28 protein-coding genes, 3 tRNA genes and 1 pseudogene are annotated in these 24,875 nt (G+C 42.9%); 6 read left to right on the top strand and 26 right to left on the bottom strand.

The features are described from left to right. Positions 1-4: 4 nt before the first annotated feature. From EYA81_RS18330 to EYA81_RS18250, 18 genes are all read right to left on the bottom strand, one after another. The gene (locus EYA81_RS18330) at positions 5-1,177 is read right to left on the bottom strand and encodes a DEAD/DEAH box helicase (protein WP_118936943.1); all 1,173 of its coding nucleotides are present in this window, start codon (positions 1,175-1,177) and stop codon (positions 5-7) included. Then, entirely contained in the window at positions 1,174-1,650 is a 477-nt protein-coding gene (locus tag EYA81_RS18325) for a recombination protein NinG (protein ID WP_131226288.1), read from the bottom strand. Before EYA81_RS18325 ends, EYA81_RS18330 begins: the two co-directional genes overlap by 4 nt. A gap of 3 nt (positions 1,651-1,653) precedes the next feature. After that, positions 1,654-2,064, bottom strand: coding sequence for a hypothetical protein (locus EYA81_RS18320; protein WP_131226287.1), 411 nt, complete (start codon positions 2,062-2,064; stop codon positions 1,654-1,656). Continuing rightward, on the bottom strand, positions 2,054-2,473 hold the full coding sequence (locus EYA81_RS18315) for a zinc-finger-containing protein (RefSeq protein WP_131226285.1): 420 nt from the start codon (positions 2,471-2,473) through the stop codon (positions 2,054-2,056). The genes EYA81_RS18320 and EYA81_RS18315 overlap by 11 nt, the downstream gene beginning before the upstream one ends. A gap of 174 nt (positions 2,474-2,647) precedes the next feature. Beyond that, positions 2,648-2,791: transfer RNA gene (locus tag EYA81_RS19300), tRNA-OTHER, on the bottom strand. 48 nt (positions 2,792-2,839) lie between these two features. Continuing rightward, positions 2,840-3,700 carry an RNA polymerase subunit sigma gene (locus tag EYA81_RS18310; RefSeq protein ID WP_131226284.1) on the bottom strand — a complete coding sequence of 287 codons (861 nt, stop codon included), beginning with the start codon at positions 3,698-3,700 and terminating at the stop codon, positions 2,840-2,842. Between the two features lie 2 nt (positions 3,701-3,702). Then, positions 3,703-4,272, bottom strand: coding sequence for an NUMOD4 domain-containing protein (locus tag EYA81_RS18305; protein ID WP_119962228.1), 570 nt, complete (start codon positions 4,270-4,272; stop codon positions 3,703-3,705). Next, positions 4,272-4,685: a hypothetical protein gene (locus tag EYA81_RS18300; protein WP_227201700.1), complete on the bottom strand. Its 414-nt coding sequence runs from the start codon at positions 4,683-4,685 to the stop codon at positions 4,272-4,274. Before EYA81_RS18300 ends, EYA81_RS18305 begins: the two co-directional genes overlap by 1 nt. A 30-nt stretch (positions 4,686-4,715) precedes the next feature. Continuing rightward, complete coding sequence (locus EYA81_RS18295) at positions 4,716-5,168, bottom strand: DUF3127 domain-containing protein (protein ID WP_119962227.1); 453 nt, start codon at positions 5,166-5,168, stop codon at positions 4,716-4,718. Continuing rightward, positions 5,168-5,992, bottom strand: a complete 825-nt coding sequence (locus EYA81_RS18290) for an HNH endonuclease (RefSeq protein WP_131226282.1) — start codon at positions 5,990-5,992, stop codon at positions 5,168-5,170. Before EYA81_RS18290 ends, EYA81_RS18295 begins: the two co-directional genes overlap by 1 nt. Then, positions 5,982-6,914, bottom strand: coding sequence for an ATP-binding protein (locus EYA81_RS18285; protein ID WP_131226280.1), 933 nt, complete (start codon positions 6,912-6,914; stop codon positions 5,982-5,984). The genes EYA81_RS18290 and EYA81_RS18285 overlap by 11 nt, the downstream gene beginning before the upstream one ends. A gap of 19 nt (positions 6,915-6,933) precedes the next feature. Next, entirely contained in the window at positions 6,934-7,227 is a 294-nt protein-coding gene (locus EYA81_RS19975; RefSeq protein WP_168354301.1) for a helix-turn-helix domain-containing protein, read from the bottom strand. A gap of 2 nt (positions 7,228-7,229) precedes the next feature. Further along, a complete protein-coding gene (locus EYA81_RS19760) occupies positions 7,230-7,586 on the bottom strand; it encodes a DNA-binding response regulator (RefSeq protein WP_118936953.1) in 357 nt (118 codons plus the stop codon). 19 nt (positions 7,587-7,605) lie between these two features. Next, positions 7,606-7,800, bottom strand: a complete 195-nt coding sequence (locus tag EYA81_RS18270; RefSeq protein ID WP_117880743.1) for a hypothetical protein — start codon at positions 7,798-7,800, stop codon at positions 7,606-7,608. 20 nt (positions 7,801-7,820) lie between these two features. After that, positions 7,821-7,890, bottom strand: a tRNA-OTHER gene (locus EYA81_RS18265). 81 nt (positions 7,891-7,971) lie between these two features. Continuing rightward, the gene (locus EYA81_RS18260; RefSeq protein ID WP_131226278.1) at positions 7,972-8,250 is read right to left on the bottom strand and encodes a hypothetical protein; all 279 of its coding nucleotides are present in this window, start codon (positions 8,248-8,250) and stop codon (positions 7,972-7,974) included. Between the two features lie 799 nt (positions 8,251-9,049). Then, positions 9,050-9,259 (bottom strand): hypothetical protein, encoded by a 210-nt coding sequence (locus tag EYA81_RS18255; RefSeq protein WP_118132120.1) that lies wholly within the window; start codon positions 9,257-9,259, stop codon positions 9,050-9,052. Between the two features lies 1 nt (position 9,260). Beyond that, a complete protein-coding gene (locus EYA81_RS18250) occupies positions 9,261-9,587 on the bottom strand; it encodes an SH3 beta-barrel fold-containing protein (protein ID WP_022400762.1) in 327 nt (108 codons plus the stop codon). A 185-nt stretch (positions 9,588-9,772) separates the two neighbouring features. Here EYA81_RS18250 and EYA81_RS18245 point away from each other — a divergent pair, with 185 nt between their 5' ends. The 4 genes from EYA81_RS18245 to EYA81_RS18230 all read left to right on the top strand — a co-directional run bounded on the left by EYA81_RS18245 (position 9,773) and on the right by EYA81_RS18230 (position 12,272). Then, positions 9,773-10,108 (top strand): hypothetical protein, encoded by a 336-nt coding sequence (locus EYA81_RS18245; protein WP_131226276.1) that lies wholly within the window; start codon positions 9,773-9,775, stop codon positions 10,106-10,108. 320 nt (positions 10,109-10,428) lie between these two features. Then, the gene (locus EYA81_RS18240) at positions 10,429-11,127 is read left to right on the top strand and encodes a helix-turn-helix transcriptional regulator (RefSeq protein WP_165491403.1); all 699 of its coding nucleotides are present in this window, start codon (positions 10,429-10,431) and stop codon (positions 11,125-11,127) included. A gap of 27 nt (positions 11,128-11,154) precedes the next feature. Beyond that, positions 11,155-12,063: a hypothetical protein gene (locus EYA81_RS19755; protein WP_242672392.1), complete on the top strand. Its 909-nt coding sequence runs from the start codon at positions 11,155-11,157 to the stop codon at positions 12,061-12,063. An 11-nt stretch (positions 12,064-12,074) separates the two neighbouring features. Then, the gene (locus EYA81_RS18230; protein WP_009038480.1) at positions 12,075-12,272 is read left to right on the top strand and encodes a hypothetical protein; all 198 of its coding nucleotides are present in this window, start codon (positions 12,075-12,077) and stop codon (positions 12,270-12,272) included. Positions 12,273-12,389: 117 nt separating this feature from the next. On the opposite strand, the gene EYA81_RS18225 is transcribed toward EYA81_RS18230, so the two are convergent. Beyond that, a tRNA-Arg gene (locus EYA81_RS18225) sits at positions 12,390-12,463 on the bottom strand. Between the two features lie 288 nt (positions 12,464-12,751). On the opposite strand from EYA81_RS18225, the pseudogene rpiA reads away from it, so the two are divergent. Further along, a pseudogene (rpiA, locus tag EYA81_RS18220) lies at positions 12,752-13,456 on the top strand (ribose 5-phosphate isomerase A). Here rpiA and EYA81_RS18215 read toward each other — a convergent pair. From EYA81_RS18215 to EYA81_RS18205, 3 genes are read right to left on the bottom strand one after another with little or no spacing between them, the layout of a single operon-like run. After that, positions 13,431-14,882, bottom strand: coding sequence for an AbgT family transporter (locus tag EYA81_RS18215; protein WP_131226274.1), 1,452 nt, complete (start codon positions 14,880-14,882; stop codon positions 13,431-13,433). The pseudogene rpiA and the gene EYA81_RS18215 overlap by 26 nt on opposite strands. Continuing rightward, complete coding sequence (locus EYA81_RS18210) at positions 14,875-15,603, bottom strand: DUF5932 domain-containing protein (RefSeq protein ID WP_117966437.1); 729 nt, start codon at positions 15,601-15,603, stop codon at positions 14,875-14,877. The genes EYA81_RS18215 and EYA81_RS18210 overlap by 8 nt, the downstream gene beginning before the upstream one ends. A gap of 3 nt (positions 15,604-15,606) precedes the next feature. Then, complete coding sequence (locus EYA81_RS18205; RefSeq protein WP_131226273.1) at positions 15,607-19,953, bottom strand: DUF5113 domain-containing protein; 4,347 nt, start codon at positions 19,951-19,953, stop codon at positions 15,607-15,609. Positions 19,954-20,077: 124 nt separating this feature from the next. Here EYA81_RS18205 and EYA81_RS18200 point away from each other — a divergent pair, with 124 nt between their 5' ends. Further along, positions 20,078-21,016, top strand: coding sequence for a ribose-phosphate pyrophosphokinase (locus EYA81_RS18200; RefSeq protein WP_165491402.1), 939 nt, complete (start codon positions 20,078-20,080; stop codon positions 21,014-21,016). A gap of 90 nt (positions 21,017-21,106) precedes the next feature. On the opposite strand, the gene EYA81_RS18195 is transcribed toward EYA81_RS18200, so the two are convergent. The 4 genes from EYA81_RS18195 to EYA81_RS18180 all read right to left on the bottom strand — a co-directional run bounded on the left by EYA81_RS18195 (position 21,107) and on the right by EYA81_RS18180 (position 24,857). Then, positions 21,107-22,270, bottom strand: coding sequence for a phosphatidylinositol-4-phosphate 5-kinase (locus EYA81_RS18195; RefSeq protein WP_117966430.1), 1,164 nt, complete (start codon positions 22,268-22,270; stop codon positions 21,107-21,109). Positions 22,271-22,351: 81 nt separating this feature from the next. Then, entirely contained in the window at positions 22,352-23,641 is a 1,290-nt protein-coding gene (locus EYA81_RS18190) for a pitrilysin family protein (protein ID WP_131226271.1), read from the bottom strand. A 12-nt stretch (positions 23,642-23,653) separates the two neighbouring features. Next, complete coding sequence (gene kdsB / locus EYA81_RS18185; protein WP_117966425.1) at positions 23,654-24,409, bottom strand: 3-deoxy-manno-octulosonate cytidylyltransferase; 756 nt, start codon at positions 24,407-24,409, stop codon at positions 23,654-23,656. 82 nt (positions 24,410-24,491) lie between these two features. Then, positions 24,492-24,857, bottom strand: a complete 366-nt coding sequence (locus EYA81_RS18180) for a 2-amino-4-hydroxy-6-hydroxymethyldihydropteridine diphosphokinase (protein WP_117966482.1) — start codon at positions 24,855-24,857, stop codon at positions 24,492-24,494. Positions 24,858-24,875: the final 18 nt, after the last annotated feature.

Here is a 24,875-nt window from a genome sequence, read left to right as displayed (position 1 = left end):
AGTCTTAGAATCTCACGTTAGTTAATTGCCTTCCGTTAGAAAATACAGCCCACTTACCATTTCCGCTATCAAACAACCGTAAGTCCGACACCTCTCCGAAACGTTTGATATTACCGCATAAATCCACAATCCAGCCACATTCTTTGGAAGGATGCGGACGGATGGCACGACCGACTATCTGATACCACATAGCAAGTGACATTGTAGGACGTGCCATAACGACTGTATCAAGTTCCGGATAGTCAAAGCCGGTGGTTAATACCCCGACATTCGCCACTACCGAAATTTCACCAGCCTTGAACGCTTCAAGTATCCTTTCGCGCTCACCTTTTGGGGTGTCACCCGAAACGATTGCGGCTCCGGGTATAGACCAGGTAAGCCGCTCCGCTTCTTTCAGAAAACGGGTAAATACCAAAATACCTTTCCGTTTTCCTCCAGCTTTGGGATTCATCAGCCTTTGGACGATATGAACGAGATAACCGTAGAAGTCTATCCGTTCATATTCTCTTTGAACTGACCTATCCGTATAGTCGGCACCAGTAGTATTTACTTTCAAGTTAAGTTCGTTCCATCCCGAAGGATTCATTGGATAGTAATTCAACTTCGCCAAGTAACCCATGTCTAATAAGGTTGATACCTGTACATGATAAATGACCTCTGAAAAGACATGAGGTTTTGTCCGAGTGATAAATTTCAGCATGGAGCCGAAATCACGACTGGAGCTTAAACGGTATGGCGTTGCTGTCAGTCCAAGAACCTTACACTTCACTGCATCAAAAAAATCCTTGTACATTCCCTCTTTGGGGTTTACAAGATGACATTCATCCACAATGATGTTCTTGAAGTGGGTAAACAGTTCGGGATGATTCTTCACACTGCCGATGGTGGCAAATGTTATTCGGCTTATCTCCTTTGAGTTAAAGGATGCTGAATAGATACTGCAATCAAGAATACCGTATGAACAGAGTTTCTTGAAATTCTGTTCGAGTATTTCCTTCGAGGGCTGGAACACCAAGGTATGACCGTCAAGCCTTGCGGCTATATCCGCTATGATAAGCGACTTTCCGCTGCCCGTAGGTAACACCATAATGGCATTTGTTTTCTTCGCCTTGTTATTGAAGAAAGAAACGGCAGCATCAGAGGCTTTCTGTTGGTAATCTCGTAATACATAACTCATAGCCCTTTCTCCTTTCGTAACTTCTTATTAAGTGCTTTGTAATACTTGATTAGCTGTTCGTACTCAAAATCAGTCATTTTGGAAGTGCTGGCAACTTTGACTTTCAGCAAATCAAACTTCTGTTGACCGATTTTAGCAATTAGATTCACCCGATAGTCTTCCAAATGGTCGGCTTTGAACCTGTTGCAGTGCCGGCATTCGGCATGGCAATTATTCTCATCAAACCGTGTTGCCAAATGTGTACGACTGAAATAGTGTCCGCAGTCGGCTTGTGTAAACGGTTTTATCTGCCCGCACGAGATACATCTAAAATATCCGTTCGGCATTGCATCACGAAGCCGGATAAAAAGGGAAAACTCCTTGTCGAGCTTAGCTTTCAAATCCGGCTTCTTCTTTACTGTTATCCCTGCTTTATCAAACAGAGGTAAAGGCTTGTCTTTCTTCTTAGCCTTTCGTTTTATGTAGTACGGCATTGTCTATTTGTCCAATTGTTCCATCAAGTACCTTGTCTCTTGAACGACGGCTTGTTTGTCCCAGTCATATTCATTGTCTCCATAATGGAATGTGTCAAACCCGAATATCCACCAGTCATCACCTATTTCCGTATTATCGGTAATGAATTCCACATCATCCAATATGGGATTTCTTTTTCCGACATACTTGGAATTAATTTTCCTTTTGCTTCCGATAGATTCTTCACCGCTTATTGCCGGTTCTGAAAATGTGATACCTCCATGTACACTTATATCATCAATATCAAAATAAGACATTCCATGATATTTGTTCGCAGAGGAAACAGCCACATATCCGTTATGCGTTCCATGCTCTACCATAGTGGACTTAAACCATTCGTTTGATTTTATAAATGCTACTGCTTTATTTTCCATAGTTTTCTATTATTGGTTTACACAGTTCAACAACTTGTTTACAATCCTCCACATCAAACATTCCGATATGGCAAAGCTCACGTGGTATGCCCAGTTGATTGGATAGCCACAGGTAGGCTTTGTTTCTGTTTGAAGTGTTGGGGATTTGTTTCTTCCAAATTTTATTGATAAGATTGGTCTTAGCTACCTGGTCGAAGTAGAAGTGGGCTTCTTTCTTGGCTTCCCTTAGTTCCGCGTTTGCCAAACGCCCTAACGCCTGGTCTGTACCCTTGTGTACTCCGACATAAGCCCTACAATCTCGGCAGAGGTAAATCATACCGTAGGAGCGTCCGTAGATCACAGAACTATCCACGTATTCAGTAGACCTACCGCAATAAAGGCAAATCTTACCAGTTAATAATTCATCCATAATTTTCCATTAAAAGCCCCGAAGCGTATTCTCCGGGGCACAACCATTATTTACTAACCCTTGCCATTTATGTGTGGCTCACATCATTCCATCGGGAACACTATCCGTATGCGCATTACAGAAATATCCATTTGCAACTAAATACTTTCATGTCCCCTTTCTAACACAAGTTTGTGGAGAAGCCCGGGCTCGAACCGGGATGAGTTTATTCGGCTTGTTACTATAGCATGACTACTAAGGTGGGAAAGCACCAACTTCCTATTTCTATTACACTCACCGCGCTACCCACGGCGTGCCTACCAATTACACCACTTCTCCATATTCACCTGCCCAATCTTCACAGACCGAGCAGGCAGGTTAACAAAGTTATTCCATATAAGCCATTGAAAACTCTTTCGGAATAAAACGCCCGACCGGGATAGGTTTAGCAGATTCAATGGCTGTATGGATTTCCCTCTTTCTGAACTCATGTCCCTTTTCTTTGGCTTGTTTCTCACATTCTTCCTCTTTGTTTTTGAGATAGTGGGTAATAAGCATCATCGCTCTGTCAACGTTGAAGGTGTTCACGACAAAAGTCTGAACTCTCTCGTCTTCATTCTCCCCATCCGTGAATGTGATTTTCGTCTCAATCTGATAGAATTTCTTTTCATTGGGCTTGGAATCTCCCTCTTCTTCATCTTCTTCCGTTACAGAATCGTTTAAAAGGAATGTATCTTTTAATTCTTCGAGGGTGGCATCATCTACCTTGCGTTCTTTCAAATTATCAGTAAGAATCACACAAGAATCGAACTCCTTGACCATTGTCAAGGTGAATCCGAACATATAGTTTAGTTCGATGTAATCTTTCAAGATACTACAAGAATTTTCCAATCCGGTGGCATACAGCAGGAACTTATGTTTCTTGTCCCCTATTTGTGCCTGTGCAAGATAGGGATATAAGAATTTGTTCTCGTTCTCGAATGCCAAGCGGTTCTGGTTGCTGACTTCCACTTCCTTAATACCGTCAGCTTCCATACTGAAACGAATTTTCGCCAAAGTGTCTTGGTCTATCAGCGTGCCACGGTCAAAAAGAATTTCATTCCGTTCGATGATTACTGTTTCACCTGTATCTTCATCAATGAAAGACTCCTCCCATGTTTTGAGGACACGTTTTGCAAGGTACATGTTGAGCATCTTTTTCGGGTCAGATGTCACATACCTGATTTCTGTTTTTCTTGTTTCTATCATAACTAAATAAATTCTTGATTTCTTTGTATTTCCTGCTGTTCCTCAAATTTCCAACAATATCCACCTGCTGTTTTTCTTTTGTTGTTACAACATTGTGAGATATTTTGAAAATTTATGCCGGTATCTCTACAAGCGTCCATTAATGTCAAATGTCGCTTTATAAAAGCTCCATTCTTATCTAATTGAATAACTACTTTACCTTGAGATACGGCCCTTCTTCTTTGGGCAGTACCATAACTCAAATTATAAGCGTGAGTACACCATTCCAAATTAGACAAGCTGTTATTGCTTTTGTTTTCATCTTTATGATTTACAACTGAATACCTATGAGGATTGGGTAAAAAAGCCTCTGCTACTAAACGATGAATGTTAAGTGTATGTGAGCGTCCGCCTTTGAATAGGTTTACACATTTATATCCACATCTATCTTGTAGTTTAAGGATATGCGGCTTTTTCTTCATTAATTCACCATTTTGTAGTCTTACGTAACTGCATATAGATTTAATTCTACCCCTGTCTGATACTTGATATAAACCTTCATATCCGACAACATCTTTCCATATTTCTGCCATTATAAATAATCTTTATTTCGTCCAATCTCTATTTCCATTAGTTGAATCAATCTATCTTCATCAGCAGAAGGTAAATATATTCCGCATTCAGCACTTGCCCAATTACGAAAACGGGTAATACTTGTACTCATTTCTGCACTATCTAAATCAGCAGAGCTGCGCAATATCTTTATCCGTCCCAAATACTTGTCGTCTCTCTCACGAATGAAAATGGATGGATTAACAAGCTTTTTATAATACTGTTGCTTCACCCACTCCAACGTGTTTCCGGTCTCACACGCAAAGTAACCTAAAATCACATGCAAATATTTATTGCTTTGCAGGCTTCTTTTAGGCTTTTTCTCTGTGAGTTCTACAACCTTACCGCTTTCTGCGAGCTTTGCAGAACGAGCCTTAAATTGCTCTTTCTGCAAAGGGTTTGAAGTATCGTAAAGGGACATACGCTAAAAAGGCAAATCATCCTTTACATTGCCATTAGCATCAACCGGAGGCGGGAAATTCTGCGGCTGTTGCTGATAAGTCGGCTGAGGTGTAGGTTGTTGTATCGATGTTGTCTGTTGGGATTGCGATACACCGCCACGCGCTTCTATTTTATAGCATCGAATGGATACCATACGTTTGAATTCTCCGTCTTGATTCGTCCAAGAACGCCCTTGTAAGACAAATGATACAGTAACAACATCACCCTGATTAAAGCGGTCAAGTTCTGTACACTTGTCACCCGAAAACTCTAAGGGAATAATGTTCTCATACTCGCTACGCTCTCCCGTATAAGGGTCGTAAGTGGTAGCATCTAAAATAAACTCCCGTTTTGTAAATGAGGAACCACCGTTTTTGGATGGTATTTGAACGGTTTGTCCGATTTCGATTATCCGTCCGGTTATTTGGTTTGCCATTAATTTTCTCCTCCAAAAATCTTTTTATCAGTTATAAGTTCTCTGTTTTCTTCCAAAAACCGGATAAATTCCTCACAATGATTAGTGAGAATAGGAATATCACGTTCTGGATTGAAAACGTATGTTTCTGTATAGGTATCTACCACAAAACCGCCTTTATTGAACTCTACAATGTTGTACTCAAATGTCCGTACATCCGAACCGTTCTTCATCAAAGCGTAAGGATAAACCAAATGTTGATGGTGGTCTTTGAACTTCCCTACGGTATAGCTTCCAGTTGTTTTGATGTCGTGGACGCTGGCCGGCATCAGCTCGTCAATCACCCCATAAACCAAAACATTGCCGTATGCGGTTGAAAGAATCGCTTCTACCCTTTGTTGGGTCAATGCTCCTTTGAAGTAACCGGCGAACTCTCGGCAAAGTGAGATTGGGAAAGTAAAAACACGATTATTATAGGTAACTCTCAAACCTATAACCTCGTTGGTCTGAACCTCATCGTAATACAAAGGTTTACCTGTTTCGTCACAAGCTCCTTCGCGTATTGCCTTATATACCTTTTCAATCTGCACCGTTTCGGATTTCCGATTTTCAACCATACAGTCAATAACCTCATTAAAGGCTGTTCCCTTGTCTGCCGCTTCGCTGTCGAATGGCCTGCGGTTAATCCGGTCTATCAGTTCTTGAAACTGCTTCTGCCGAAACTCTTCTTCCGTATATGGTGGATTCTCACTCCACCCATAATAACGCTCATATATGACATCGCTATTAAGGTAATTGAAGTAAGAATCCAACAATGTTGCATATATACGATAGTTAGGCTGCATCTGAGTAGATTTTAGTTTCCTTATTGAATACCAGTCCCAAAGCCTTTACCTTTGCAGCAAACAAACTTCTCGCCATCATCAAAGAACTACCAACGTGTTCAAACTCATTGATATGTGAAGCGAACTCATTAGCGGAGTTGGCATCGGTGATAAATTCAATGCTTTCTTTTATTTCTTCTATCACCTTGTCATACTTTTCCTGCGCTTCCTTCTTGGCAGCAAGCATACCCAAATACGAATTGATTATCTTGGCGGTGATAAAGTCGTTCTTTGCGGTTGGATTACCATTCTTGTCAAGGATGGTAGGAACTTCCATCACTGAAGGAAGATTGCATGTATTCTTACCGTCATTTCTTGAAGTCGGGTCAAAAGTTATAGTGCGTCTTTGAACACCTCTTTCGCTTTTCATTTCAAGATAGCCGAGCAAATCCAGTTCGGTAACGATGGAGTTGTAGGACTTTTCACGCAAGGCAGGGATAAACACGGTATCATCACCTTCTTTCCGTGTGTCGCGATGGGCAACGAAAATGATGTGCTTGTTAAGCCCCGAAAGTGTTCGTGTCATCCATGAAAACTCCGCATTGATACCACTCCAATCCCTGATAGACGGTTGGCGGCTGCCACATTTATAAGTAATGATGAAATCCATCATCTTACCAATAGTATCAACTACAATGGTCTGATAAGCAGACAAATCCTCCTGCAAGACCTGTTGAACATCACTCCATGAAATGACCTGTACGGTATCTATGTTTTCCAAATGCGCCATATTCATACGCTTAACGCCATTATCGAAATCCAATAATAACGGTTTCGGTGCGCTCAATGCCACTGTTGATTTTCCCATACCAGCCTGGCCGTAAATCATCATTTTCACTGTGGTAGGGATTACTAATTCATTTGATTTTTTGATAAGACTCATAATCGTAAAATTTAAAGGGTTAATTATTCTCTTTCTGTAGAATAGCATCTACATCACTTTTTCGGTACAATCTCTTACCTCCTATTTCCAACCTGCACAAATATCCAATTTTATGCCATCTCCATAAGGTTGACTTATCGGTATGTAGAATCTGACTTGCCTCTTTAATGGTCAAGTAGTCCTCTTCCGGTCTGATGAAAGAGTCTCTAATACTTCTCACAGTCTTTTTTACAAGATGTTCTGCGAACTCTTTCAAATCAGTGGACTTTATTGTCAAAGTAACATTGGCACCACTATTTAAAATATCCTCCATGTTCATTCTCTTACCCTTTCTATATGTTCAATTCTAAATCTTCGTAACCTCCTCATATCACCTTGTTCGTGGTAAAGTGACAAAGAAAATATACACAGTAAGCAACATGTGACGGACACACGGACTATAGGCGAAAAATCCATCGTGAGCCTCACACCGGCTATCCGTTCATAAAGCATTGTTGCAAGTTCTCTCCCATTCCGTACATGCAATATTTCAAAAGCCTTTTGCAATTGGTTATTAATCGTGCTAACCGCCCGGCATTTGAAATTGGCGATTTCCTTTTTCTCATACCCTTGTGCATACATCCGTGCTGTAATCTCGCATTCAGGGGTGAGTTCTGTGAATACCCGTTCCATAATCGTGTGAGTTAGATGACTATGACTCCCTTTTTACAACGACAATACCTTTTTTCGGATAAGACTTTGAAGCCCATTTTTTACCCTCAAGAAGATGCTTGGCATTTAGAAGTGATACGTTGTTGCGGATTGTCTCAAGTGAAGATATAGGCAGCTCTATCGTGGCTCCTCTCTTCATGTTTCTCATTTTCTCTTTACTTTCTACTTTTTCCATAAATGTTATATTAGAATGATTGGTGGGCGTTGACGGACTCGAACCGCCAGTTCCTCAAATGAGGTGTGTTAGCCATTACACCGAACGCCCCAATAAGAAAGGTGCGCTATCTTCACAGACGGCACACCCGATACACATAATAAACACGACAAAAAACACATTGAAGTTATATTACTTCTTTGAGTTTTCTTTAATGAAGTCGTAAATAGGTTTGAGCACCTTTTTAGCCTCTTTTACAGTGGGTGATAAATTACCACGTGCATAGATATGGAAGTCGAATACTCTTTCTTTAGAAATATCCCATCTACCTTGATAAGCATAGAATTGAACAGCATCAACATGAGGGGATATTTCAATAAATATTTGGCTTTCGTCTCTTTTCGAGAAGTTCATGCTGTCTATGATAGCTTTTTGAACCAGTCCCATTACACTGTAATTTTTCTTTTTCATAATTGTGTAATTTAATTATTTGAGTTCTTTGAAAGTTATTGTAACGAGTAAGCAACACGCAATAAGAATGATACTCATTATTGTTACTGAAAAGATTTTTATTGGACTGTATGTCGTGATAGCCCCATAAAACATGCCAATAGCACATATAGCTATTAGTATGGATAAAGAGAATTGAATTATTTTCATAACTTCTTTTAATTTTAAGTTTATGCCGCCCGTATAAGGATAAAGCGAAACGGTGCGCACTTCGCTTTGCCCGTGGCTTTTAGTACGGTAGTAGCACTAACCTTTGCTGCGGTTGTTGCGCCCCCGATACCTTCTACGGATTCTACCACGTATCGAGACGTGAAGGGCTTATATTTAGACCTTTCAGCGATACTTGTGCCTAACCAAGCATACTCGCCACACTAAAGACAAATTGGTGTGCTGAAAGTAAAAATCATATCAACTTCGTGGCTTTACCACCATCAGACATATACAACCATTCGCTCTTCATCAGCTTATCTTCGGTTGCTATCGGTGTCAATTCCGTTCCACTTGCACCCACCACTATCTACCATCACTGGCTTCGCTTACGTGCCTTCGCAGAAATATATCTTTATATCGTACCAATATGTCAAAGAACTAATCAATAGTGCCCTACCCGATTCTCGCTATCAGTTGCCGTTCAATCCGTCAATAGGGCTGTCGTGCGTGATATAATCGTGTGATTAATCATCATAAAAGAACTTCTCGCCCGGCTTTCTGAAAAGCCTGTAGCTTGCATACAAGCAGCCTAATACTATCAATGCCTCTATCATACTGCTATTCTATCAAGTTGAAACTCTATGTAATCAATCTCTTCTTGAATAACCTCTAAGGCTTCTTCTTTGGTATCGGTATTACAGAAAGCACAAGCCTCTGTGTCAGACATCTTATCAACTCTATCAAGGTCTATACAAGCCTTATCTAAAGCCTTTTCAAGCCCGTAGGCTTCTACACTGTCACATACTCTAAACTGTCTCATATCAGGCGATTTTTAAAAGGTTAGCTTTCTTAAAGCATCTGAACTCTTGGCGTTCAGTATCATAGTAAGTTTGAACGGTGTCGTTCTTCTTTCTGTTGTCAGTACCAGCAATGGCAGGCATCAACTTTTCATTTAGTGTACCGTAGGCTTCTCTCACAGAACCGTCCACCTTTTGAAAGTAGAATTTCACAATCTTGCTTTTCATCTGCAATTTCAATTTCATGTTAGCCCAAGCGCACTTTAATGCTTCTGACATCGTGAAACCGTTCTTGCGAACGAACTGCCATGCAAGGCTCATAACTTCATGTAAAAAACTCTTCGTGCTCATAATCGTGTGATTTAATATGTTTATACTATTTGTATCATCAATCATTTAGTTTATCTTTGCTACGTGATTGATTGATGATGCAAAGATACACATATTTGTGTATGTTACAAATAATATATAAACGTATATGTGTATATAAATACTATTTAACTATTAGGGTAGTTTATACCTTATTATGTAGAGCTATGGATTTAAAAGACTTTGTAAGCGAGACGCTCAAAGAAATAATCGAGGGAGTGAAGGACGCCCAAGACTTTGCAATAGAAAACGGCGCAGTGATTAACCCTACCAGTTTTGGGGTCGTTTCTCCAAAAGCCATAATGAGCAAAGATAATGACGAGATAACATCCGTACAGCGTATTGATTTCTCTCTGTCATTGCAGCAGTCCTATGCAGCCGATGGAAAGGTAAGTATAGGGGTAATGGACATAGGGAAGATAGAAGGAGAATATAGAAATATCAAGGAAAATCGGGTGAATTTCAGTGTTTTGGTCGTACTCCCTGATAGAGATAACCGTTAGGAAGGGCATTACGATAGAATCTGCCAGTTCTGATATATTCAAATAGTTCTTCCGTGATGCGTATTACGGTTTCGGATTCCGTGTCACTTCCGACAAGGTTGCTATTCAGAACAATGGAAAGTATTTTCTTTCTCTTTCTTTGGGCTATGCGATTCCTTAAAACAGATAACAAGTTCATATCAAAAAGCGAAAGCGACCAACTCCAAAGTTGCGGTTTGAAGTTTAGTCGCCTATATAGTCCCTTAACGGGAACAGTTAAACTTATTAGTCAAAATCACCCGCAACTTGATTTTGATGCAAATATACACATTGTTGTTTACATGAAAACAGAAGGTGAAAGAATTTCTGATATTATTTCTCATTTCTGCGAATCAAAAGCTGATTTTGCAAGGAAAATGGAGGAAAGACCACAAACAATAAGTAATTGGGTGTCTCGTGGTGCTGGTAAAAATGTGCTAAACAAAATATTATCAAAATTCCCAGATGTAAATGCAAACTGGCTTCTTACCGGGGAAGGAGATATGTTGTCTCGAAAACTATATGAATACACAAAAGAAAAAACAGATGTTTTAATGGAGCCAAGCCTTGACGACACTAAACAGCCAAAAATCAATTACACAAAAGGAGTGCCATATTACAATGTGGATTTCATAGGTGGTTTTGATTTGGTTCTAAACGACCAAACCGTAAATCCAGAGTATCTGATAGATTTTCAAAAATACAATAATGCGGATTGCTGGTGCAATGTTACAGGTCATTCTATGGAACCAGAAATTAATCACGGAGATATAATAGCTTTGAAGAAGATTGAAGATAAATCCTTTCTTCCGCTCGGAGAAGTGTATGCAATCGTTACAAAAAACGATATGCGCACTATAAAAAGGCTGGGAGCGGGAAAAACAGATGATTTTTACACCCTTATTCCTTCAAACAAGTCGCCGGAATATTCCCCCCAACAACTTCCAGTAAAAATGATTAGGACTATATTTCAAGTATTGGGAGCAGTGAAGAGATTTTAGTTAGAGAACTCAATTAATATCAATATAATGAAAAAATATCTATTTATATTAGCATTTTCCATTGCTTGTATAGGTTGTGAAAATCAAAACGCAAACATACAGAAATGTTACACAATGCTTAGTGAAGCAGAACAAGCCCAAGAAACTATCGAAACAATCCCATGTGGTATAAGATTTGGCATGACAAAAGATGAGATAAACAGTCATCTCGAAAAGTTAAGTTTAAATCCCGATTCTACAAACGTTAGCAAAAAGGATGATTTCTATTATTATACATTCAAATTCCCAACTGGATATTACAAAGCATTGATTCTTCCAGCCCTCCCTATGAATGGAAAAATACATAATGTTTCATTTATATTTAGAAATAGCATGGTTTCTTTGCCAGAATCAAGAGATGAAAGTTTACTAAAAGACTTAAAACTGGAATTTGGTGATTTGATTTCAAGTAGTTGCGTAATAGGAGATAAGGAACATTTACACAAGAAATACACATGTTGGGCAAAGGATAATTTAGCCATCTATTTTAATAATGACTCGTTTTTTTGTGGGTTAACATTCGCAAATGCCCCAATAGACAAAACAGCGCATACGCTAAAATTTTCCCAAGAAATTACATCATCAGTAAATAGCCAAATCAAGAATAAAGAAAATTCAAAATCTGAAAACCAAGTCACGGGTGCGGATAAGTACATTGAAACAATTACCGGATTTACATGCGTAAAGGCAACAGTTACGGATAATGGTTTTCTTATTATAGCGATTGATGCCACATCAGAAAGCGGATATGATTTCCTTGCTTCGCAATTTCTTGATGAAGCGAAGAAAGAAGGAGTTTCTGGATTAAAGGGTGTAATGATTGTAGATTCCAAGAATTGCCAATTCCAGAAAGGGGCTGTCGTTGGAAAAAGAATAGGAAAAGCATTTAATAAATAAATAAATAGATTATGATTGACTTTCTAACCATCATACTCCTAATATTCGGAGTACTGCAAATCATCCTCTTCTTCAAGGTATGGGGAATGACGAATGACATCAAAGAGATAAGGAACAAGTACCTTAAAGACGAGGATGAGAAACGAAGACAAAAAGCAGAATACGACCCAACTCCCAAAATCAGCGGTGGGGTTAAAACAACAATATAGCCGGAATTATTTCCCGGCTTTTTCTTTCCCTATTCGCGAGTTGTGCAAATGTTGTGCAACTATCATAAAAAGAAAATGCTAACAAGTTATCAATGAACCTATTAGCATTTTTCCTTGTGATTCCGTTGCGATTCGAACGCAAGACCCACGCCTTAGAAGGGCGTTGCTCTATCCAGCTGAGCTACGGAACCAGCCTTAATTGCGGTGCAAAGGTACGCTTTTTTGCGAATATTGCAAATTTTTGTACCACCTTTTTTCGTTACCTATGTACAAAAGGCTCATTTGCTATATAAAAAGTAATGATTAGTTACCTTTACAAACAAGATACACGGTATTTATATACAGATGTATTAAAACATTTTGCAAATTATCAATGTTACTAATTATAAAAAGTAAAAATATGGATGAATATTCAAGCAGGGAAAGTAGCATTGACCCGAAAATGAATGAAAGAGTAATAACAACTAAACTTTAAAGTGATGGAATGGGAAAATCAGTTGATACAAGAATTGCAATGGTCAAATAAAATCAGCAATAAAGCGAATAAGGAATTGGCAGCCCAGGAAATTGCCGGACTGGCCAAAGACAGTGATGCCATAGGAGCAGGCTCCGGCTCTACCGTTTATCTCACTTTGTTTGCATTAGCTTAGCGAGTTAAACAAGAATCTTTGCATATAGAAATCATTCCGGCATCTGCCGAAATTTCGATGGCATGTATACAGCTTGGCCTGCCGCAAACTACTCTGTGGAATAAGCGTCCGGATTGGACATTCGACGGTGCAGACGAAGTGGATCCGCAGAACAACCTCATCAAAGGACGTGGCGGAGCCATGTTTAAGGAGAAACTCCTCATTAAAAGCAGTGGCAAGACTTACATCATTATCGATGAGAGTAAGCTTGTCAGCAAACTGGGGAGCAAATACCCCATACCGGTGGAAGTGTTTCCACATGCTCTCTCCCATGTGGAAAACGAGATACGCTTATTGGGAGCTTCAAAAATCAGCCTACGCCTTGCAGAAGGAAAAGACGGCCCGGTATTTACCGAAAACGGTAATTTCATTCTTGACATTCATCTCAGCAACATTGTTCCTGATTTGGAACAGAAACTGAAAGCCATTACCGGGGTTATCGAAAGCGGGTTGTTCATTGGTTATGACATTACAGTCCTAATGGCAAACCGCTGATGTACCAAAGTACAAATAAGGCGGTCCATGCCAACAGAATGACTAAAGAATATCTCCAAGTATACTTCAGCAGTGAACCATAAGTGGATTGCCTATCATATTGCTGCATATAGGTCAAAACAAGTGGCATGTAGAATATAAAAGGTGTTATGGCATTTGTTGCACTGTCACCTATACGGAACGCACATTGGGTCATATCCGGCGAAATGCCCATACTTGCCAGTACCGGAACAAAAATGAAAGACATAAAAGCCCATTTAGCTGTGGCAGATACCATAAAGAGATTGACCAGCGCCGTAAAAAGAATGAAGAGAATCAATATCCATAAGCTGCTCAAAGAAGCGGAAGATAACAGATTGGCGCCTAAAATGGCAATGCACTTGTCTAAGTGGGAATATTCAAAACAAGCAAACATCTGTGAGGCAAAGAAAGCTATCACAAAATAAACGCCCAGCAGTTTCATCGGCTGCGTAAGCCCTTCTATCACATCACCGTCCGTACGGTATCGGCCGGAGGCAAAACCATAGACCATCCCCATCAAACCTATTCCAAACGAAAGCAAAAACAGAATACCGACTATAAACGGAGAACGAATCAACCCACCATTGACACTCCGCAATATCCCCCATGAAGAGAATGTAGCCCACAGAATAATGGCAATATACAGCAAGCCTGCAAATACAGCTCCCAACATAGCTCTCCGTTCCTTGCGGGACAGTTGTTTGTAGCCATTAAAATGAATATCCCCTGCATACATTCCCAAGTGCGGCAACAAGCTCCTGCGGGTAATATGATAAATGATAAATGCAAGCAGGAACGTGGAAACAAAGAGAAAATAATAATTGCACAGCGGTCCAGTCTGCCCCGGAGCAATATTCATCCTATCAGCCGCTTCTTGCGTTACAGAGGCAATCATGGGGTCTAATGTACTCAAAAACACATTAGCGCTATAGCCACAAGAGACTGAAACATAAGCTGTAATTATACCTCCAATGGGGTGCAGACCGACGGACTGGAACAAAGTCGCAGCTATCGGCAACAGAATGATATATCCTGCATCTCCCACTATATTGGACAACAGTCCTAAGACAATGACCAGCAGGATAATGCGCCAAGGATCACGTGGACGTCGTACCCCCCTGCGAATACATGCATCGATGAAACCCGAATGCTGTGCCACCCCTATTCCGAACATAGCCACAATCACCAGCCCTAACGGAGCGAATCCCGTAAAATTGGTTATGACATGGCGCAGCAGCCAGCGTATGCCCTCCGGACTCAGCAGGCTCTGCACCCGTATTTCTTCTCCAGTCTGCGGTTGCAGCACGCTCAGGCCATAGACATCGAATATCCATGAAAGGAGGATGACTGCCAGCGTCAGCAGGAAGAACATCGTAGCGGGATGTGGCATCCGGAGTTTACTCATCGTCGGCTTCCAGATTGTCTATATTCAGAATTCGGAGTTCCAATGCACGCACCACCAGACGAGTGGCATTCACCCCCACCCGTTCACTAGGCGGGAAAAGACGGCCAATCAAGTCATTCTGTCGTTTCTCCAGCGACTTGACTCCAAAAGGCATTCCCCTAAGATTGGCAATCATTTCTTTGGTATAGCCCAGTGCCAAATGACGGAGGAAACGCTCGTCATACTCATCAATATCATAGCTTATGATTGCTTCCTGACGTTTTGTATCATTCAGGACAGATTTCTTGAAGCGTTCCACTATTTTCTCCAGTATCGGATAGTTAAAGACCAGCTTCTTGCCGTCCATCACTGCCTGCACATCGGTTTTGGTCAGTAACTCTCCGGTTTTCAGGATAATGCCGTCGGCACCGGCTTCAAGTACGTCCACCCATAACTTCTCATTCAATATTTCTCCCGTGAATATCAGCACATGTACTCCCGGATAACGCTTGAAGATATTCCGGCAGATGTCCACCCCGATTGTGGTCGAACCTCCTAATCCTAAGTCTAGCAGAACAAGATCCGGCACGCCGGCTTCAATCAATGTCCAGAACTCCTGCTCAGTCATAGCAGTACCTATTACCTCCGCATTGGGAATTTCATGGCGGAAAATCTCTTCCGTCCCTTTCAGCTCCAACTTGACATCCTCAACGATGATTACTTTAAATTTTTTGTCTTCCATATTTCATTTTTTCGGTAGCGTAAAATATATTGTAAAACCTCCTTCCTTTCCCGGTTCGGCATTGATACGGCATCCCCGGTGTCCGGCAAACTCGTCATGGTCGCGGATAATCTGCTTGCACACCAGATATTCCGTACCATACAGTTCTCCTTTCTCACCGGCCGTCATGCGAGACAAGTCGGGATAGAACAATTGGTTCAATTCTTCACGGGTCTTTTCCCTACGCATATCTGTAAACAGAAAACGTATAAATTCCCCATCTTCCCGGGCCGACAGACAGACAGCTCCATCCAGAGTTACGGAGCAAGCCTCGTCTATCAGGTTTTCAAGCAGGAAACGCAACTGGTTCCAGTCGCCGGTAATCCGTCCTTCCAACGGTTGTATCTTAAAATCAATATGCGCCTTGTTTCCCTTATACACTTTGCGGAAATATTTCCCGGCAGTAGCCATAAGTTCCGGCACAGATATTGTCGCACGCCTGAAAGTCACCTCTTCCAACTGGCGGGAAGCGCATGAACTGAGTGTCGTAAAGATACCTTTGTAATACTCTATCAATTCGCTGATGGCAACCACCGTTTCCCGCTCCTCCGCTTCTGTCTGTTTGCCGGACCGCAGTTTCCCTATCAGCTGCTTTATCTTGTTCGGATAATAAATCGTTTCATGCTTGATGGTCGAGAGACAATTATCCAGCACCATGTTCTGTACATGCAGCAAACTGTCTTCCCAGGAAGCTCGCCGGGCTTCATCTTGAGCCACTTCGATGTCCCGGTATTTCGTAGCCAACTTAACCACTGCATTGAAGATTACAATGGAGACATAACGGGCTATCAGTTCCAAAAGCAAATGGTCGGTCTCCTGCTCCGTACCTTCCCTGCGTTCCAGACACAGCACACCTATGCAAGGACACATATTGCCTGCATCCACAACAAGCGGCAATGCTTGTATACCCTTTTCCGATATGTACACTTGCTGCTCAAAACAATTCTCCATATATTTCCTTCGGACAGGCAGCTCGTCCACGGCGGTATCTTCCACTGGATTGGAAGTGTATTCCAACTTATGTGTAGTCTCGTTGTATACAGCTATGCTTAACCGGTCGATACTCAAAAGTTCGTTCACTGCATCAAAAGCGGAATTTACTATCTGCTGTGGGATTTCCTTCAATGTATCCTCCTCACGCTGCAACATTTCCTCCGTATCCGAAACCGGCAACAAGGAGGCATTGAACACCTTTCCATTAATTTCCAGTACTTGCTCCAGATTCCAGCGGTTCACCAGACGTTTACGGAAGTAGAGTATGTAATATCCCAACAGCAATACGAACAGCAAAATTACCGCCAGCAAAATGCCCACCATCTTGTTGTTGGTGGAACGCTCCAGCTGCCGGCAATATTCTTCCAAGGATTGGTCTTCTCCCAACAGTTTGTATAAGGTAGTGTAGGCAGCATTATTATAACTATAGTCATCCCATTGCTTCAATGCAAGAAATGAGACTGCCGCTTCATTCCTGATATCCAGAATTACATGGAAATCCGAATTGAACATCTGGTTCCACCAATCCAGTTCCGCAGGCGCCCCGTCTCCCGTCAGCGTCATATAGCGATGTATAGGATGGGCGTATTGCTTGTAATGTTCGTTCAGGCAATACATTGCCGAATCTATGTATTGTAAAGCCAGTTCGTATTCTCCGTCTACATTGCAGTAATAAGCTTCATTGGCATAATCGGAGGCTTCGTCCAGCAAAGCTTCGTATTCATTCTGTGCAAGCAGTGCCAAAGAATCCGGCAACACCTCTCCGGAAGCAGGCTGTTCCACAGCATGCCGGCAGGATGACATGCACAAAGACAACACGACGAGCAACACCGACACGGACTTACGGATACCGGCAGGCAGACGGAAATAAAAACGGCTGCCTTTTCCCAGCCCGCTCTCCACATTAAACAGACAGACCTTGAACAAATCATTCGTCTTGCGATATTTTTCAATGATGCCCTTACAATTCATCAGTCCAAAGCCACTTCCTTTGTTCTTCCTCAATTCCTCCTTGTCGGGAGCGTCACTCATACCGATGGCTTTTGAGTCATATACTTTTTCTCCCACGATGCGGGCTACATCTTCCGGTGACAATCCACAACCATTATCCTCTACCGAGATTTCCACATAATCCTCCTCCTGCCGTGCATATACTTTCACCATACCGCCCTGAGGGGTATATTTACGGGCATTCTCCGCCAGTGTATTTATCATAAACAATGTAAGGGCCTTGTCTGCCTTTACCCTGATATCCGTAGGCTGCACCTCCAACGACTGTCTCTTCATCTCGAATGTACGGCTTCCTTTCCTGAGCAGCTCGAAAAGTTCATTCAATTCGAACGTCTCTATGTTCAGGCTAAGGCTTCCTTGCTTCATCTTTATCCAAAGGGCAAGAATATCATTGTATTCGTTGATGGTAGTAACCAACTCGTCGATATACTGGTATTTCTCCTCCTTTATCCGCTCCTCTTTGATGAATCCTTTTTGAGTCAGTTTCTGTACTTCGTTGATGATACGGTCTATGTACGGGTGAATTCCGTTGACAATAGCCATACATGCTTTCTTTATCAGATTTTGCCGTTTGTTCCCTGCGATGTGCTGCTCGTAAATGTAGCGTTGCTTTTCCAGTCTGCGGCGTTCGTCGCCAAGGGAGATGGACGTCATGCCGTTGTCTATCGCCCATTGGATATAGGGAGTTATCACCCGTACCATCGCCTGCTCATCCTTGCTCATCCGACGCGGGAACACTAATTGCCCGTTGTCTATGCGGATGTCCTTCACTCCAAACAGCTTTTCCAATTCCGGGCAGACAGCCGTCCGGATAGAGTCGATGATTTCCTCCTCAGTCTGTGCATCTGCCGGAATGGATGCCGTTATCTTCTGACAGATGTCCAGCATCAGTTGCAAACGGTGGAGATGTACTCTGTTCCGGTCTTTGGAACGCTTGTTGAAAAACCAGAAGAAGAGCGATACAAGCACGAAGCCCACAATGACCAGTGACAACACAACGTTGAGCTGTCCGGCCTCTTTTTCCAATGCCTGATAGCGGCTTTCCAGCTCTTTATCCTGACGTGTATCTTCAAGGATATCCAGGTAAATATTGCGGTTATAGTCTGATTTTTCTTTCATCCCGAGTCCTGCATACGAAACGCTCAACTGTTCACGAATACGTGAAATCCACTCAGGTACGGTTTTCAGTTTCTGCTCCATCCATGCCTTCTCAGCGCAAATCGTATCTCGACGGTCAAATGCTTTCAGCCAGTCCAAACTATCGTGGCAGTCATAGAAAAGGCGGTGATGGTCATTTACACATTCCAGAGCAAGTTTTAACGTGTCAAGAGCTTCTGTATAGTGACTGTGGGCATTCAGGTATTTGCCAATGGACACATATGCGCCTGCTATCTGATACAAATCTTTATATTGACTGAACTTCTGCAGAGCCAACTGCCCTAGACGCATTGGCAATAGAGAGTCTACCGATACTCCAAACCGTGTCAGGGCATGGGAACGGCGGTCCTGGAAAAACTCGTAATTCTCCGGTGAGGCCATCAGGTTGGCAAGCCCCTGCACTCCGTTCCCTTCAAAGTAGAGATACCCTTTACGGGATGCCAACCGCCACGTGGTATATAGTTCGTCAAACTCTCGCAGCCTTTGTTCGTCCGGCGTCTCGCCTTCACACAAGGCAGCGGATCCCTTAATGTAATGATAGTACAATAACTGGTTGGTATCTGCCAACAATTTTTGATTATCAGTTACTTCATTGATAGAAGCCACTGCCTCGGGACGTTGTTGCAGATAATAATAATAAACAGCAGATACGATATAAAATTCGGAACGGGCATAATTCAAACGTATTTGCTCGTGTCGGTCCACAAACAGATTGTCATCCTCCGCTATCCTTTTCATACGGCGCAAGGCACTGTTGCGATAATCGTAGAACTCCTTGTTCAACGCCGTCCGCTGATAAATTTTCATCAAGCCGATGTCGGCAATAAGGAGTTCCAGCTCATTCTTGGTCAGATTATAGACATCCATATGAAATTTTTCGGCCTGCTCAAAATCCATACGCATAAAAGCACAAAAGCCCAGATTATTGGATGCTTCCGCTTTTCCTTGTTTATAGAGGCTGACTTCACGGTAGGCCCTTGATGCCGCATAGCAGGATGAATCCAGGTTTTTATAACGATAAGCATAAGCCACCTGGTTTAGAGAATCGATAAGGCGCACTTCCTTCATGGGTGCCGTTCCTACACACGAAACCATTGCTGTACAAAGGCACAGCAATCCCGCAAAGCATATGGAAGAAAGTCGTTTCATAAAGCAAAGCTACGAATAAATCCGAGAAAGAAAAATAATTTTTATACAATAACTCTTGTTTTATGTAACGGGAAATTCATACCTTTGCATGCAAATTAACAAATAGGTAACATCTATTACACAAATGAGCGAAAAAGCACCCTTTATGGTATTCTCTGGAACAAATTCGAGATACCTTGCAGAGAAAATCTGCGCTAGCCTTGATTGCCCTCTGGGAAAGATGAACATCACCCATTTTGCGGATGGTGAGTTTGCAGTCTCTTATGAGGAATCTATCCGTGGCTCGCATGTATTCCTGGTTCAATCAACCTTCCCTAATTCTGACAATCTGATGGAACTTCTGCTGATGATCGATGCCGCTAAAAGAGCATCGGCAAAAAGCGTTGTAGCCGTTATCCCCTATTTCGGTTGGGCACGTCAGGACAGAAAAGACAAACCCCGTGTTTCCATCGGCGCCAAGCTGGTGGCCGACCTGCTTTCTGTTGCAGGCATCGACCGTTTGATTACGATGGACCTTCATGCAGACCAGATTCAGGGTTTCTTCAACATTCCGGTGGATCATTTGTATGCATCAGCAGTGTTCCTCCCCTATATTGAATCCTTGAAGCTGGAAGACTTGGTAATCGCTACCCCGGATGTCGGCGGTTCAAAGCGTGCCAGTACATTCTCCAAATATCTCGGTGTACCCCTGGTGCTGTGCAACAAGACACGTGAAAAAGCAAACGTGGTTGCCACCATGCAAATCATCGGTGATGTAAAAGACAAGAATGTAGTATTGGTAGATGATATTGTAGATACAGCAGGAACCATTACCAAGGCTGCCAACATCATGTTGGAAGCCGGAGCCAAATCTGTCCGTGCCATTGCCAGCCACTGCGTAATGTCCGACCCGGCTTCTTTCCGTGTACAAGAATCTGCACTGACGGAGATGGTATTTACCGATAGTATCCCCTACTCTAAAAAATGTGACAAGGTTAAACAGTTGAGCATTGCCGATATGTTCGCCGAAACCATCAAGCGGGTGATGAACAATGAATCAATCAGTTCACAATACATTATCTAAACACGAGTTTAGATAATTAAATAATAAAAAATTAAAGGCTGCGCAGTTCAGACGAATATTGCGCAGCCTTTAATTTTTAATTCTATTTCTTTAATTTTCCAACCTTCCCATTTTGTACGTTCCCTTCCGTATCACTTTCCCGTTCTTGTCCGTTTCCACAAACGGGCCGTGTTTCTTTCCTTGTTTGAAAAAGCCTTCATAACGATTTCCGTTCTTGTCTTCCTGGATGCCGCTCCCTTCTTCCATACCGTTCACAAAACCGCCTTTATATTTGGTTCCATCGGTCTGAATCAGGGTACCCTGGCCGTTGAACTTATTGTCTTTCCATTCACCTTCGTAAGAGTCACCTACATTCCATTTGTAAGTACCGTATCCGTCACGTTGGTTGTCTTTCCAATTACCCTCGTAAACGGCGCCGCTTGCCCACGTAAATGTGCCGTGGCCTTCCTGCTTTCCGTCCTTGAAACTGCCCACATACTTGTTGCCGCTGGCATGGTAGTAAATGCCCTCTCCGGTACGCTCACCTTGAACATAAGAACCTTCGTAACGGTCGCCGGTATGGAAAAAGTAAATACCTTTGCCATGCTGCATGTCGTCCTTCCAGTCACCTACGTATTTGTCACCGTTGGCATATTCAAAAGTTCCTTTACCGTCCCGGACATCATTTTTCCATTCCCCATCATATTTGGAACCGTCATTCCAGGTCAATGTTCCTTTGCCGTCTTTCTTGTCATTCTTCCACGAGCCTACATACTTGGAACCGTTCTTCCAGGTATACGTTCCCTGGCCTTCGCGTTTGTCATTCACCCAGTCGCCCTCATAAATATCACCATTGTAATAATACATGGTTCCTTTCCCATGCTGGTAATCCTGAAACCACATGCCGTCATAACGGTTGTTATTCATAAAATAGTAGATACCCCTGCCATGCTGCTGGTCTTGAAACCATTGTCCCTCATACTTTTCACCGTCGGGAAACATATATGTACCGTAGCCTTCACGCTTGCCCTTCACATACTCACCCTCGTAGACGTCACCGTTCTTAAAAACGGTCTTTCCCTTTCCATTGGGCTTGCGGCCTTTTATTTCACCGGTATAGACGGCCCCGTTGTCTTTGAACGTGTAGGTACCTATCTTTATCTCCGAAGAGAATGTACTTTTCACTTTATCGAAAAAGCCGCCTTTTTTTTCCTGGGCAATGGCTCCGCCTTGACATAAGAAAGCCAGAATGAGTGCAGTATATAGATATTTCATTAATTGATAGTTGATAATTGATAGTTGATAATTGACAAAGGTAGGATTTATCCGGTAAAATGATGCGATAACTCCCGCTTTTTATGACATTTTTTTGCCGCACACTATTTCTTTTAATTTCTCTTTGCATAAATAACGCCCTGCAAGTTCACGGATTTCTTGCGGGGTAACTTCCTTGACAGCATCCAATGCTTCGGCAAAGTAAGTATCCTGCAAGCCCGATACCTGCACAAAAATCCAGGCATCCGCCAGCGAGAATGCAGATTCATAACTACGGCACATGTCTCCCAACATATAGTTCTTTACCATGGAAAGCTCTCCATCGGAAACCAGCTCGTTCTGAAGGCGGTCTATTTCATGATAGACCTCACCGATAAGAGGCTCCACAAATTCGTTGGCGGCTTCGGCACTGACCGCCAGCACTCCCTGCCCCGGATAGGGCATGATGGCTGCGGAGATACCGTACGTGTATCCTTTATCTTCCCGGATATTGGACATCAGGCGACTGCCAAAGTAGCCCCCGAACAGTGTGACCAGCACGCGGGCCTTCAAGTAGTCCGGATGATTACGGTCCAGGGAAAGCATGCCCATACGGACGGCACTTTGCAGGGCATCCGGACGTTCGATGAAGATACGTTTTCCGGAAGCGGTAACCGGATGGAATTCTGTCTTCTCCGGTTTGCGGAAATCCGTACCGAAAGCCTCGCAGCCAAACAAGGACTCTATCCGGCGGATGCAATCGTCGGTTACCTTGCCCGAGAGGTAGATGCTGCAATTATTAGAATGATAATAACGGTCATAAAACTCGCGTAGCACAGCAGGAGTGATGCGCTGATAATCCTCTTCCTGCACCAGACGTCCGCCGGGATGCTGCCCGCCGTACAGAGCCTTCACCAATCCGCGGTGCGCCAGGAAGTCCACCTTGGAAGAGTTGACAAGAAACTGCTGGATATTATTGTCTACAATCACTCCCAGCTCTTTCTCGGGAAATACCGGCTCTTTGACGATAGATTCCAATACATCAAGCGTTTGGGGAAGGTATTTATTCAGAGAATAAAGGGTGACATAGGCATACTCGGATGCACTGGACAATTCCAGCCAGGCTCCATAATAGTCCAGCTTTTCCGCTATCCGGGCGGCATCGCAGCGTCGGGTGCCCTCGCGAAGCATGCGGTTCGTAAACAACGCCTGCAAGGGCTGTTTCTGTTGCCATCGGCCGCCTGCCATGAGGAGATCGATACGTGTCACTTCATTGTCACCGGCATTGAGCACGCTCAATGGCACGCCATTAGGCAACTTGATACGTTCCGGCCTTTGCACCACCAGTTGTTCCGGTTCAAGAATCCGGGGTTGGTCACTTCGGTTCAGCATGGGCTTTCTAGTTTACAGCCCATGGCTTTTAAGAAATTCTTCTGCCCGTTCCAAATCTTGAGGAGTATCTATGCCGATAGTTTCCACATCCGTGACACCTACCTTGATGGTATATCCGTTTTCCAGCCAACGAAGCTGTTCCAATGATTCGGCAATCTCGAGGGATGACTGCGGAAGGGCGGTTATCTCTTTCAGTACCTCTACGCGATAGGCATAAAGGCCGATATGCTTATAATACGTATGGTTCTTCAGCCAGTCTTCCTTCGCCGCATTGCGCTGGTAGGGAATGATGGAACGGCTAAAATAGAGGGCATTCCTGTTTTTGTTGAGCACAACCTTCGGAGAGTTCACATTTTCCAGTGCCTCGAAACCATTATCTACCGTAAAGGGTTTCACCAGAGTGGCTATCTGGGTGGCCGGATCGTCGAAACATGCTTTGACGGCTTGTAACTGCGAAGGCTGGATGAAAGGCTCATCCCCCTGGATATTCACCACGACATCAAACTGTCCTCCTATTTTTGTACAAGCTTCCTGACAGCGGTCGGTGCCGCTTTTATGTTCGGTGGAAGTCATTACCACCTTTCCTCCGAATGCTTTTACTGCGACTTCAATACGCTCATCGTCCGTAGCCACGTATGCATCGTCCAAGATTCCTGCCACTTGCTCGTATACTCGCTGTATCACGGTTTTTCCGCCCAACACTGCCAATGGTTTGGCCGGAAAACGCGTAGATGCGTAACGGGCAGGTATGATTCCTAAAAATTTCATTTTCAATCTTCGTCTTTTAAAATGAGGGGGTGTCCGAAAGTGTTCATATACTATCGACACATCTCCTTATATTCTTTATTAATTATAACAGTTGTTTCAATCCTCGCAGGATATAATCACGTTTCAAATCTTTTGGCTTATAGACAGTCCCGTCACAAGACAACAAGTCTATATCCAGCCGTACAATTTCCTGTTCCTTCTCCTCGGGCTTCCTTCCGGCTTCCCGTTCGATGGCTTTCAGGCAGGCAGTGACTTCCTCTGCCGGATTATCGGAAGCGAAGCATGCCACCTGATTGGAGAACAGATTCGGACGGTGAAAGAACAAAGGTGCCGTCTCCTCCTCTTCCGAGAAACGTATTCCGGGAAAAAGTTCCGTCAAGCGTCTGCGAGCCAGTTCCATGTTCTCCCTCCGCTGCTCGTTGCTCCCAATACTAATCGTATAATCCACTTTCAATTTTCACCTTTC

The sequence above is a fragment of the Bacteroides sp. A1C1 genome (assembly GCF_004328515.1).
Taxonomy (GTDB): Bacteria; Bacteroidota; Bacteroidia; order Bacteroidales; family Bacteroidaceae; genus Bacteroides; species Bacteroides uniformis.
This window is presented reverse-complemented; position numbering and strand designations above follow the sequence as displayed.